Raw genomic sequence first — 12,297 nt, 5'->3', positions numbered from 1 at the left:
TAGTTAAGGTATTGGCTATCTAATGGGTGGATATTTATGGCCAAAATCTTAGTAGTAGATGATGAAGTAGGTATACGTGAGCTCTTATCTGAAATATTATATGATGAGGGGCATACAGTTGAACAGGCAGAGAATGCAGCGCAAGCTAGGGAAATTCGTTTACGTTTACGACCTGATCTTGTTTTATTAGATATTTGGATGCCTGATACTGATGGGGTAAGTTTACTAAAGGAGTGGATTTCACAAGGTTTGCTAACTATGCCTGTCATAATGATGAGTGGTCATGCAAGTATTGATATTGCTGTGGAAGCTACACGTATAGGTGCAATGGATTTCCTAGAGAAGCCTATTTCTCTGCAAAAATTACTAAAAACTGTTGCTTCCGGTTTATTGAGAAATAGAACATTGCAATCTTCAAGTTTTAAAGCACCACGTTCTGTTACAAAAGAAGTTATAAATCCTAACGAAGAATCAAGCTGGTCTGACACTTGTTTAGTTCCAATTGATCAAAATGGTAGTTGCAAGCTCGGTAATGTTTCTTTAGATCAGCCATTACGTGATGCTCGGGATGCTTTTGAGCGTGTTTATTTTGAATATCATCTTATGCGTGATGGTTATAGTATGACTCGTGTTTCTGAGAGGACAGGGTTAGAGCGCACACATCTTTACCGCAAGTTAAAGCAACTAGGCATTACTTCTACAAATAGAAGAAGAAATAATGATGCTAAATAACAAGAAATTTTATAATTGTAATGTAATTTCTTATAAATCTAGTTTTATTATTTTCTCATTGCTGTTGTTATGATTAGTCTTTCGCCATGCATGACCGTATATTATTTCAATAGTTAAGTTAATGGAAGAGCCGTTGCGTTGTTTCTCTAATGACTCACACAAGTTATTTAGCCACTCTTTGCTTGTAAAGCTTTTCTTGCGGTTTGTATTGGCATTGCCACCTATATAGTGCACGTCTTTTAGAAGTTGTAATGGGGTTTTATAAGTCAATGTAATCGTATCCTTTTGCATAACTGGATTTTCAAATCCACTGTGCATTAGCATGTCTCCAATATCATGCATGTCGATAAAACTCATCATACCTGTTTTTATGTTAGCATCAGTTACGGCTAATCGTACTTCTTTTATTGTATCAGGCCCAAAGTATGAGAATATTACTAATCCATTGTCAGTAAGTATTCTATACCAGTCATTAAGAACATCTTTTGGTTTATTGTGCCAGTGTAATGCCAGATTTGACCAAACTATATCAACAGATTTTGGTTTTAGACCAGACTTACTCATATCAGATTGTATAAATCTGGGTATTGATTTGTTAGTTAGTAGGTTTTTTATTTTATTTAGTATTCCTTGTTGTCCCCATTTTTTATAGCCTATAGATAATAATGGGAAAGATCTATCAATTCCAATATAATTAAAATTTTTATATATGGATTGTAATACAGGTATGTTATTACCGATCCCACAGCCTGAATCTACTATATTCTTTGGTTTTATTTTTATATACTTAAGATTATTTGCTAAACGATTAGCTATTTCATTGTATAAAAACTGAGAATTAGTCAGACCTTTTCGCCTTGAGAATTGTATGGAGACATGCGATATATTGATGGGTAGCGAAGGTTCCGCTCTATTATTAGTTATATTCATAAGCCTGGTATATAAAATTAATATATTGAATATTTTTGCAAATGTGTAATGTTTTATTTAAACAATCATAATTATATATTGCATGGAGTTATATGTTTAATGTTATTTTAGTTTGCCCAGAGATACCATCAAATACTGGAAACGCTATTCGTTTATGCGCAAACACAGGAAGTTTTTTACATATTGTAAAGCCAATGTCATTTGATCTTGATGATGCAAAATTAAAAAGAGCAGGTCTAGATTATCATGAATGGCAACCAATTTGTACACATGACAGCTTAATAGAAGCGATAGATTTTATTGGGACTCCTATAAATAGGTGTTTTGTGCTCACAACAAAATCTAGTAATATTTTCTCAGAAATAAAATTTTTTCCTGGCGATGTATTCATTTTTGGGAGAGAAACGTCTGGTCTCTCTGATGAAAACATGAATATTTTTGCTGAATATCAAAGGCTTTGTTTGCCTATGTTAGCTAATCAAAGGAGCTTGAATTTATCGAATGCTATTGCTGTTACAGTTTATGAGGCTTGGAGGCAAAATAATTTTAATTTATCTAAACTAGTTTGATTTTATAATATGATCATTCATGACAAGCCTCTCTACTTAAAAGCATATTTACTGCATCGATTGGATTTGTTTGCTCAAATAATATTGAGCAAACAGCCTCAGTTATTGGCAAAACTATATTCATATTTCTAGCTCTTGTTCTAACTGATAATGCGCATCTGACTCCTTCTGCTGTGATTTTTAAGCCTAATATTTCTTTTATAGAAAGCCCATTTCCTATTTTTATTCCTATATTGCGATTTCTTGATAAGTTACTTGTAGATGTTAGTACTAGATCTCCTAGGCCTGATAAGCCGTAGAAAGTATCATTAGCGGCTCCCAGTGCTAGTCCAAAACGTTTAGTTTCAATCAACCCCCTGGTAATGAGAGCTGCTCTTGCATTATTACCCAGATCTAGTCCATCAGATATTCCGCAAGCTATAGACATAATATTCTTTAATGCTCCTCCAACTTCTACGCCGATAACATCTTCACTGCTATATATTCGCAATTTATTATTATGTAGAGCATCTATTGTTATTTTGCATAAATTATTAGAATTACTAGCAACTGTTAGTGCTGTTGGTAAGTCTAATGCAACCTCACTAGCAAATGAAGGGCCTGATAATATGCCGTGTGTAAATTTTGATGATACTAGATCCCTTTGTATTATTTCATGTATCAAATTAGAAGTATTAGTTTCAAGTCCTTTGCACGTCCATATTACTGGTATTTCTTCAAATGATATGCAATCTGAATATTTAGATAGTAGTGAGCAGATTTCAGAAACGCCAGATACAGGCACTCCAATTATAATCAACGGTTGAGCATCATTTGACAGTATAAATTTTATCGCATGATCTATATCGTTTGTAATAGCTAGATCAGGCTTAAATTTTATGCCAGGCAGATAAGCTTTGTTCTCTCTATGTAATATCATGTTATTTGTTTGTTCAGTGTTTCTAGACCATATACAAGTATTGTTTTTATTAGATGATGTTATAGCTAGTGCTGTCCCCCAACTGCCAGCTCCTAATATAAGAACATTTGTTTTTTTACCGTAAGTGTATTTTTCTTGGTTATTTTTATACTTATTATCAAGCCTCAAGTATTTTTGATCATTAATCATTTGTATATTGCTCGTATAGTGCTTGAAAATTAACTTCTTCTAAATGAAACGTTGGCATTGACATTCTAGATAGAATATCAGCCAAGTTTGTTCTTAGATAAGGATATATTATTGTGTAGCATGTTACACTTAGCATCTTATCTATAGTTGGTTTATCTATATTTATAAATTCAAAAATACCTGATTGAGTTATTTCTATAATATAAAGTATTTTTTCTAATATTAGAGCATTAACTGTAAGTGTTATATCAGATTCAAAAATATTATCTGCAATTTTTTTCCCTCCTACTTTAATATTAACATCTACTTTATATTTATCCATATCAAGAAAAATATCTGGGGCATTAGGAATTTCTATAGATAGATCTTTTAGGTATATGCGTTGTATATTAAATCTTTGCATGTTACCTTGTTGATTTTGTGTATTATTATAGTTATCATTTTTCATGATGTTATTTCTTTTTAAGATTATTTGATTTAGATTCTGATAGTATTCTTATATTGTATAATTTTATTATAAAATCTATTTTTTTATTATTGGCAGTTCATTATTTATCCATTCATCTATACCGCCAATTAGAAATAAAATGTTATTTAGACCATAATTCTTCATTTCTGAAGCTATTTTTAAAGAATCTGTACCATCTTTACAAATAAGGATTATGAGTTTGTTTGAGAATTTACTGTCAGATTTGAGATCGTTTGAATTAGTGTTGCATGATTGTGGTATATGTTTTTCTTTAAAGTCATTAGTTGATCTTATGTCTGCTAATATAGCTCCGTTTTTATTAACTAATTTTATAGCTTCGTTGAGATCAATGCTGCTAATGTTTTTTCTAAAGTGAGGCGCTACTAATATAATAGCTGAAGTTATAGCAATTAGTAAGAATAGAATGTTGTTATCTTTAATAAAAAAGTTTATTAGGTCCACTTTGTTTCCTGATATTTATGATTTGTTTAGAGTTAGGTATTAATGTTTAATGTATATTAGATAATATATTACGTTAAATAAAAAAATAAGAAACGATATTTTAATGTTTATGTGAGTATATCAATATGTATAAATTAGTTTTGATGCGTCATGGCGAGAGTGTTTGGAATGCTGAAAATCGTTTTACTGGTTGGGCAGATGCTGATCTCACAGAAGCTGGAAAGAATCAAGCAGTTTGTGCAGGACAGCTATTAAAAAAAGAAGGTTATGAATTTGATGTGTCATATTCCTCTATGTTGAGACGTGCTATAGGTACTCTTTGGATTGTTCTTGATACTATGGGTATTATGTATACGCCAACTAGTTTAAGTTGGCGCTTAAATGAGCGTCATTATGGCGAATTGCAAGGTCTTAATAAATCTAAAACTGCTGCTAAATTTGGAGAGGATAAGGTATTAATTTGGCGAAGATCGTATGACATAGCTCCGGAGCCATTATCAATTGATGATGAAAGACACCCACGTTTTGATTTAAGATATAAGAATATTGCAACTAATCTACTACCTTCTAGTGAGTGTTTAAGAGATACGGTTAATAGGGTAGTACCATTTTGGAATGATCATATTCTACCCGTTGTAAGAGAAGGAAAAAATGTATTGATAGTTGCGCATGGCAATAGTCTCAGAGCTTTAATAAAGTATATGGGTAATATATCAGATCAAGATATAATGAATTTAAATATACCAACAGGTCAGCCCATGTTATGTGAACTAGATTGCAAATTTAATTTTACAGGATATCATTATCTAGGAAACCCTAGTGAGATTGATATTGCTGTCTCTGCTATCGCAGAACAGGGTAAAAAATAAAAATGTCCTATCATTTTGTATATTTCTATTGTTTCTGGTAGTTAATTCTCTCTATTTAATTAATAATGAATTACTTATAATGTATAGAAAACTTTGCTATGTAATTTTTTTTCTTAGTTGCTCTGCTTTTATTATTATCTTGAATACCAGAAATAGCTTTTTTATAAATAATAATTCTTCTATATCTTTAAAAGAATTAAAGAAAATTATTAGAGTTTTTACTATAGTTAAAGAAAATTACGTAAAAGAAGTTGATAGTGATAGCATAGTTAACAATGCAATATCAGGTATGCTGTCTAGACTTGACCCTCATTCCTCGTACTTAGATGCTGAAGATTACAACGATATAAAAGCAGTGATACATGGAGAATTTGGTGGGTTGGGTATGGAAGTTAGCATAGAAGATAACAAGGGAATAAGAGTTGTTTCTACTTTAAAGTCTACTCCAGCTGCAGATGCGGGTATTATTTCTGGGGATTATATTGTTAAAATAAACGATATTCTGACTCGAGGAATATCGCTTTCCAAGGTTATAAATATGACAAGAGGAGAGCCAAAATCATCGGTTACTCTTACCATATTAAGAGGTGATGATCATATAACCTTAGAAGTTATTCGAGATACCATGAAAATTAATAGTGTTAATTGTAAATTAACCAATGAAAACATCTTATATATCGGAATCACACAGTTTCAGGAAAATACACTTAGTGATATGGTTAGAAGCTTACAAAATATTGTTGATAATGATACACAGTTGTATGGAATAATTTTAGACCTTAGAAATAATCCTGGTGGGTTATTAAGCAGTGCTATAGGTATTTCAGGAGCCTTTTTGCCTAAGGGTTCTTTAGTGGTTTCTACTGTTGGTCGAAGTATTGAACATGATCGTAAATATTTTTCTATTCCAGAGGAATATTCCATAGATGGTTCAGATGATTTAAAGCTCTTGCCTACTTGGTTTAAGAATATAAAAATGGTGGTTCTAGTTAATTCTGTGTCTGCCTCTGCGTCAGAGATTGTAGCCGGGGCTATGCAGGATCATTCTAGGGCAAAAATCTTGGGAAATAAAACTTTTGGTAAAGGTTCTGTTCAGACAATAATTCCTTTGGATGAATCTTCTGCTGTTAAATTGACAACTTCTTTATATTTTACTCCATCAGGGAGATCTATACAGGCAACAGGAATAATTCCTGACTATATAATAAGTAATGCACATAGTGATAATTTAGTTTCAGCTCAAATTCTCAGGGAATCTGACTTATATAATCATATTAAAAATGATAACAAAACAAATTATGAAGATTATAAAGAACTTTTTGATGATAGATATATTTGCAGTAATACAATTGATGCGAAATTTGAATTAGAGGGTTTAAATGATTTTCAATTGAGAGAAGCCATAAGTATAGTTCTGGATGAGAATTATTGCTTATAGATCTATACTTCTATGTCTATCTATATATACTTGTAGCTCTTGTACTAGTTCTGCTATTCCTAATTTTTTCATGGCTGATATTGTGAAAATCGGTTCATTCCATCTTAGTTTTTTACGTATAATTTCTTTAGACTCATTAATATTTTGAGCAATATCTATTTTGTTTAATACCAGCCAACGAGATTTTAGCAATAATTCCGAATCATACTGAGTTAGTTCCTCTGTAATCATATTAATATCATCTATGATCTTATCAATAGATGATTCATTATAAGCCGCAATATCTACAATATGCAGTAATATCCTAGTTCTTTTCAAATGTCTTAAAAAAATATGACCAAGACCAACTCCTTTAGCTGCTCCTGATACTAGCCCGGGTATATCAGCAACAACAAAGCTCTTGTTAACTGATGTTCTAACTAGTCCTAGATTAGGATGTAATGTTGTAAAAGGATAATCGGCTATTTTTGGCTTAGCATTTGATATTTTTGATATAAGTGTAGATTTTCCAGAATTAGGCATCCCAAGAAGACCTATATCTGCGAATAATCTTAATTCCAAGTTAATTCTTCTACACTCACCTTTTGATCCGATGGTAAACTGACGAGGAGTCCTATTTATACTAGATTTAAAGTGTAAGTTTCCCAGACCTCCAAGTCCTCCCGCTGCTAACAGTTCTATTTGTCCATTTGCTCTTAAATCAGCAATGATGTAGCCTGTATCTATATCTTTAATTATTGTGCCTACTGGCATTTTTAAAAATATATCATCCGCAGATGCTCCATATCTATCTGATCCTCTACCATTTTGCCCGTTTTTAGCTCTATGAATTCGTGAATAACGGAAGTCTATTAGTGTGTTAATATTATTGTCAGCAATTGCATATATGGACCCACCACGCCCGCCATCACCACCATCAGGTCCTCCCTTAGGTATGAATTTTTCTCTTCTAAAGCTAGCTACACCATTTCCGCCATTGCCAGATATCACTTCAATAGTAGCTTCATCAATAAACTTCATATTAGTTTTTCATATAGAGTGACATAATCAGATTCATCTGTTGATATGAGTCTTATTATGTCAATGATTTATTTAGAGCTGATAACAGATACCATTTGTTTTTTTAGCGCACCTTTAACAGAAAATTGTATTTTACCTTCCTTAAGTGCGAATAATGTATGATCTTTACCAATCCCAACATTTAGTCCGGCATGAAAGCGGGTTCCTCTTTGTCTAACTATTATAGAACCAGCTGTTATGTATTGATCTCCAAATGCTTTGACTCCTAAACGTTTTGATTCGGAATCTCGGCCATTTCTAGTCGACCCGCCACCTTTTTTATGTGCCATATTACTTAGTTCCTTTATATTTAGATAGAGTCATTGAAATTAATATCTTTAATAAATATTTCTGTATATCTTTGCCTATGACCTTGGTGCTTCTGGTAATGTTTTCTGCGTCTAATTTTGAATATTTTGACCTTATCATGCTTCCCATGATTCAGAATAGTAGTTTTTACACTTGCTCCATAAACTGTGGGTTGGCCAATAATCACTCTTTCTTCAGACTTTATCATTAAAACACAGTCTAGGATGATTTCTTGTCCAATGTCAGCTGGTATCTGTTCTATTTTAAGTTTTTGACCAGTGGTAACCTTATATTGTTTACCACCAGTTTTTATGACCGCGTACATAGGATATTCCTCAATGATATAACTAAATCTCTATATTATTTGTACTATTTCTCATTCAAATCATTCTTTACATGATATCAATTGCTTATTATGTTCAAGGAGGATTTGGAAATACAGAAACAGAATAGCACATATATACATTTTATGCATTTTGTGCTATACCGATCATTCTATTATTACAATGATAAAAAGTCAAAAATAATCCATAAACCAACTATTGTATTTTTATTAATATAAATTAAACTATAAACAACAAAAATATCTCGTAAGGTTTTGTTGTGAAGAATACTTAGCATGAAATCTATTTTACAGTATAAATTTTATTATCTTACTATTTTGTGTTTTGGTAAATTTTGGATAAAGTTATTTTTATGAAATCAATTAGCGATGATTTAAAAGAGGTTGATAAAATCATACGTGAGCAGTTGAACTCTGAGGTGGCTTTAGTGCGAGCCATAGGGGACTATATAATTAACTCTGGAGGTAAACGCATACGACCGTCCATGGTGTTAGTTATAGCATTATCTTTAGGTTATAAAGGTAATAAACATCATTTGCTAGCAGCGATAATAGAATTTATTCATACTGCTACTTTATTGCATGACGATGTTGTTGATGAGTCAGAATTGCGTCGTGGCTTGAGCTCAGCAAATTCAATTTTTGGAAATGCGGCTAGTGTTTTAGTTGGTGATTATTTGTATTCTAAATCTTTTGAAATGATGGTTTCAACTGATTCTTTAAGGATTATGGATATACTATCAAAAACCACTACTGTAATAGCTGAAGGGGAGGTTTTACAGTTAATGAATATTAGGGACCCAGATGCTTCTTTTGAAAGTTATATGCAAGTTGTGCGTTTTAAAACAGCCAAGTTATTTGAAGCATCAGCACATGTTGGGGCTATTATTGCGAATGCTGATCTAGAACAGGAGAATTCTGCAATTGCTTATGGCAGACATATAGGCACGTCTTTTCAGTTAATTGATGACATATTGGATTATTTTGGGGATGTGGATACTTTAGGTAAAAATATAGGTGATGATTTGCGTGAAGGAAAATTAACACTACCATTAATAAGAGCTATGGCTGTTTGTTCTGAAAAACAACGAAATATTTTACGTGATGCGGTGCTTATTGGTGATGCTAATCTCGTAGATATAATAGATATTGTGAAGGATACAGATGCTTTACAATATACTTCTAAATTAGCTGAATGCGAGGCGAAAGAAGCCCAAAAGTCTATCTTAAATTACCCTTGTTCTAGCTACAAAGAGATTCTAATGGAATTGCCATTAATGTTTTTAAATAGAATTTTTTGATTTTAAAGTATGAAGGCAATGTTTTTATACAGTTATTAATTGATAGCATATTTATTTATCCTCTGTTTTTAATGAAGATATAGTATCTTATTAATTAAATGCTTTTCAATAGGAGATGTTAATATGTCAAATAGTTATGAGTCTGATATTACTATTTTTATAAGAGAATATAACAAGACTCATCCTTCATTAAGGGAGCAACAGGTCGATGGAAGGCTTATATTATGGGATAAAAGGATTGAAACAGATCTTATAAAAGATTTTGAATTATCTAGAGTATCTCAAAAACCATATGTTTATCAAGCAGATTAATAATTTTATTGTTTAATTATGAAGATAATATATTCAGTATCTGATTTACATAAATTTTTAAGCATGTTGAATGCGAAAATCTCTTTCGTTCCCACGATGGGAAGTCTTCACAGAGGTCATTTAGAGTTAGTTGATTTAGCTAAAGGAACAAAGAATTTTGTTGTTGTAAGTATTTTTGTTAATAGATTGCAGTTTGGTCCTAATGAGGATTTTGACAAATATCCCCGTTCCATAGAGAATGATATTAACATTTTAGCAAATCATGCTAAAACTGATTTATTATTCATTCCTGATGAGAGAGAGATTTATCCAGAACCCCAAAATTTTTATGTAAATCCCCCTAATGAATTAGGCAATATTCTTGAAGGGGAAGTGAGAAAAGGTTTTTTTTCAGGGGTTTGTACAGTACTTATGAAGTTGTTTTCTCTTATAAGACCTGATACTGTAGTTCTTGGTAAAAAGGACTATCAGCAACTGATAATTGTTAGGAGTATGTGTAAGCAATTTTTGCTTTCAACTAATATCATAGGTCATGAAATAGTAAGAGAAAAAAGAGGTCTTGCGTTTTCTTCTAGGAATAAATATTTAAACGAGGATCAAATCTCACTTGCGCCTATGTTATATACAGTTCTAAACTGTATGAGGCAGAAAATCTTAGATAATAGTAATTTATCGATTAAGGATCTAGTAGCCTTAGAGCTTGAGGCTACTAGAAAGCTAGAAGAGAATAAGTGGTTTGTTAATTATATAACTGTGCGCAAGCAATTAGATCTCTCCCTGCCGAGTCAGGATGATTTAGATAATCAAATCAACGTTCCATTAGTGATATTGGGGGCTGCTTTTATAGGAAATGTTCGTCTAATAGATAATCTGGAAATATAAACTTAAGTAATTACATTGAGCGCCTCAATCAAGCTAGGCATTAGAACTATCCCAGCTTGATTTTCGCTCTTAAAATTAACCTTTAAATATTTTTCTAATCAATAAAAAATAAAATTTCTATTGCGCTATGTTTGTTTTTCTAGCTTTCTAAATACTTTCTCTGCTATATCTATGGTTTTCTGAATAACATTCTCATCATGTGTGGATGATAAAAAGCCAGCCTCAAAAGATGATGGAGCTAGATAAACACCTTGATCAAGCATCTCATGGAAAAAACATTTGAATAATTCTGAGTTGCAACTCGATGCTTCTATGAAAGATGTTGGCACCATATTATTGAAATATATACCAAACATTCCTCCTACAAAATCCGAGGAAAACTGGAATCCAGCCTTTCTTCCCACTCTTTGAAGTTCTGATGTCAATAGATTTGTATTTTTAGCTAGGTTTTCATAAAAATCTGGCTTACCTAATTGTTTCAGAGTAGCAATTCCTGCTGCAACTGCAATAGGGTTTCCTGATAGTGTGCCAGCTTGATATACTCCACCTTGTGGAGCTAGATGTTCCATTATATTTTTCCTAGCCCCTATAGCCCCAACAGGTAATCCGCCACCAATTATTTTGGCTAGTGTTGTTATATCTGGTGATATGCCAAATAAACCTTGAGCAGATCTCAGTCCGACTCTAAATCCAGTCATGACCTCATCAAATATTAGTAGAGAATTGTTTTGAGTGCAAATATTACGCAAAAATTTTAAAAAACCTTCTTTGGGTTTTACTAAATTCATATTGCCTGCAATCGGCTCCACTATAATGCAAGCAATATTTTTACCATGTTGTTCAAATGCCTTCTCTACTGATTCTATATTGTTAAATTCTAGTACTATAGTGTCTTTTATAAAGCTAGTTGGCACTCCAGAAGATGTTGGTTGCCCTAGAGTTAGAAGTCCAGATCCTGCTTTTACTAGTAAACTATCAGAGTGTCCATGATAGCATCCTTCAAATTTGATTATTTTAGTCTTATTAGTAAAGCCTCTAGCTAGACGTATTGCAGTCATAGTTGCTTCAGTCCCTGAGCTAACTAAACGTATTTGTTCTATTGAAGGTATTCTTGAAATTATAAGTTTTGCTAGTTCAGTTTCTCCTTCAGTCGGGGCTCCAAATGATAATCCATTCTTAACGGCCTCTATAACGGAATTTATAACTTCAGGATTAGAGTGCCCTAAAATTGCCGGACCCCATGATCCGACATAATCTATATATTGTTTTCCTTCAGCATCCCAAATATAAGGGCCATATGCTTTTTTGATGAAACGAGGACAACCGCCAACAGATAAGAATGCTCTAACAGGAGAGTTAACTCCACCAGGTATAAATTGTTGTGCTCGTTCAAAGAGATCTGTATTAGAAATCATGGTATTAATATTTTACTGTGAAACTATGATGTAACAACTTTGTAAGGGAATATTAACATATTCTAATAAATAACCTTACAAAGGGCTTATCATGCCATT

General features: G+C 32.4%; 15 protein-coding genes. 7 read left to right on the top strand and 8 right to left on the bottom strand.

The window, feature by feature from the left end; genetic code table 11:
- The first annotated feature begins 36 nt into the window (after positions 1-36).
- Positions 37-732, top strand: a complete 696-nt coding sequence (locus CKBE_RS00290; RefSeq protein WP_015237616.1) for a response regulator — start codon at positions 37-39, stop codon at positions 730-732.
- 30 nt (positions 733-762) lie between these two features.
- On the opposite strand, the gene CKBE_RS00285 is transcribed toward CKBE_RS00290, so the two are convergent.
- Positions 763-1,662: a methyltransferase domain-containing protein gene (locus CKBE_RS00285; RefSeq protein ID WP_015237615.1), complete on the bottom strand. Its 900-nt coding sequence runs from the start codon at positions 1,660-1,662 to the stop codon at positions 763-765.
- 92 nt (positions 1,663-1,754) lie between these two features.
- On the opposite strand from CKBE_RS00285, the gene CKBE_RS00280 reads away from it, so the two are divergent.
- Complete coding sequence (locus CKBE_RS00280) at positions 1,755-2,231, top strand: tRNA (cytidine(34)-2'-O)-methyltransferase (protein ID WP_015237614.1); 477 nt, start codon at positions 1,755-1,757, stop codon at positions 2,229-2,231.
- A gap of 13 nt (positions 2,232-2,244) precedes the next feature.
- Here the strand turns inward: CKBE_RS00280 and CKBE_RS00275 are convergent, their stop codons facing one another.
- The 3 genes from CKBE_RS00275 to CKBE_RS00265 form a co-directional block, all read right to left on the bottom strand.
- A complete protein-coding gene (locus CKBE_RS00275; RefSeq protein ID WP_015390089.1) occupies positions 2,245-3,339 on the bottom strand; it encodes an NAD(P)H-dependent glycerol-3-phosphate dehydrogenase in 1,095 nt (364 codons plus the stop codon).
- Entirely contained in the window at positions 3,332-3,787 is a 456-nt protein-coding gene (gene secB, locus CKBE_RS00270; RefSeq protein WP_015237611.1) for a protein-export chaperone SecB, read from the bottom strand. The genes CKBE_RS00275 and secB overlap by 8 nt, the downstream gene beginning before the upstream one ends.
- 75 nt (positions 3,788-3,862) lie before the next feature.
- Complete coding sequence (locus CKBE_RS00265; protein ID WP_015237610.1) at positions 3,863-4,270, bottom strand: rhodanese-like domain-containing protein; 408 nt, start codon at positions 4,268-4,270, stop codon at positions 3,863-3,865.
- A 125-nt stretch (positions 4,271-4,395) separates the two neighbouring features.
- Here CKBE_RS00265 and gpmA point away from each other — a divergent pair, with 125 nt between their 5' ends.
- Together gpmA and CKBE_RS00255 are read left to right on the top strand one after the other, a co-directional pair.
- Positions 4,396-5,139, top strand: a complete 744-nt coding sequence (gpmA, locus tag CKBE_RS00260) for a 2,3-diphosphoglycerate-dependent phosphoglycerate mutase (protein ID WP_015390088.1) — start codon at positions 4,396-4,398, stop codon at positions 5,137-5,139.
- Between the two features lie 139 nt (positions 5,140-5,278).
- On the top strand, positions 5,279-6,577 hold the full coding sequence (locus tag CKBE_RS00255) for a S41 family peptidase (protein WP_015237608.1): 1,299 nt from the start codon (positions 5,279-5,281) through the stop codon (positions 6,575-6,577).
- Here CKBE_RS00255 and obgE read toward each other — a convergent pair.
- From obgE to rplU, 3 genes are all read right to left on the bottom strand, one after another.
- Positions 6,572-7,597, bottom strand: coding sequence for a GTPase ObgE (gene obgE, locus CKBE_RS00250; RefSeq protein ID WP_015237607.1), 1,026 nt, complete (start codon positions 7,595-7,597; stop codon positions 6,572-6,574). The genes CKBE_RS00255 and obgE overlap by 6 nt on opposite strands.
- 68 nt (positions 7,598-7,665) lie before the next feature.
- Positions 7,666-7,926: a 50S ribosomal protein L27 gene (gene rpmA, locus CKBE_RS00245; protein WP_015237606.1), complete on the bottom strand. Its 261-nt coding sequence runs from the start codon at positions 7,924-7,926 to the stop codon at positions 7,666-7,668.
- Between the two features lie 20 nt (positions 7,927-7,946).
- Positions 7,947-8,270 carry a 50S ribosomal protein L21 gene (gene rplU, locus CKBE_RS00240; protein WP_015237605.1) on the bottom strand — a complete coding sequence of 108 codons (324 nt, stop codon included), beginning with the start codon at positions 8,268-8,270 and terminating at the stop codon, positions 7,947-7,949.
- A gap of 371 nt (positions 8,271-8,641) precedes the next feature.
- On the opposite strand from rplU, the gene CKBE_RS00235 reads away from it, so the two are divergent.
- The 3 genes from CKBE_RS00235 (at position 8,642) to panC (ending at position 10,783) form a co-directional block, all read left to right on the top strand.
- Positions 8,642-9,589, top strand: a complete 948-nt coding sequence (locus tag CKBE_RS00235; protein ID WP_015390086.1) for a polyprenyl synthetase family protein — start codon at positions 8,642-8,644, stop codon at positions 9,587-9,589.
- Positions 9,590-9,712: 123 nt separating this feature from the next.
- Positions 9,713-9,901: a DUF3460 family protein gene (locus tag CKBE_RS00230; RefSeq protein ID WP_015390085.1), complete on the top strand. Its 189-nt coding sequence runs from the start codon at positions 9,713-9,715 to the stop codon at positions 9,899-9,901.
- A gap of 18 nt (positions 9,902-9,919) precedes the next feature.
- Positions 9,920-10,783, top strand: a complete 864-nt coding sequence (panC, locus tag CKBE_RS00225) for a pantoate--beta-alanine ligase (protein ID WP_015237603.1) — start codon at positions 9,920-9,922, stop codon at positions 10,781-10,783.
- Between the two features lie 125 nt (positions 10,784-10,908).
- On the opposite strand, the gene hemL is transcribed toward panC, so the two are convergent.
- On the bottom strand, positions 10,909-12,198 hold the full coding sequence (gene hemL, locus CKBE_RS00220; protein WP_015237602.1) for a glutamate-1-semialdehyde 2,1-aminomutase: 1,290 nt from the start codon (positions 12,196-12,198) through the stop codon (positions 10,909-10,911).
- Between the last annotated feature and the right edge of the window lie 99 nt (positions 12,199-12,297).

Origin of the sequence: Candidatus Kinetoplastibacterium blastocrithidii (ex Strigomonas culicis) (assembly GCF_000319245.1) — a bacterium.
Lineage (GTDB): Bacteria > Pseudomonadota > Gammaproteobacteria > Burkholderiales > Burkholderiaceae_B > Kinetoplastidibacterium > Kinetoplastidibacterium blastocrithidiae.
This window is presented reverse-complemented; position numbering and strand designations above follow the sequence as displayed.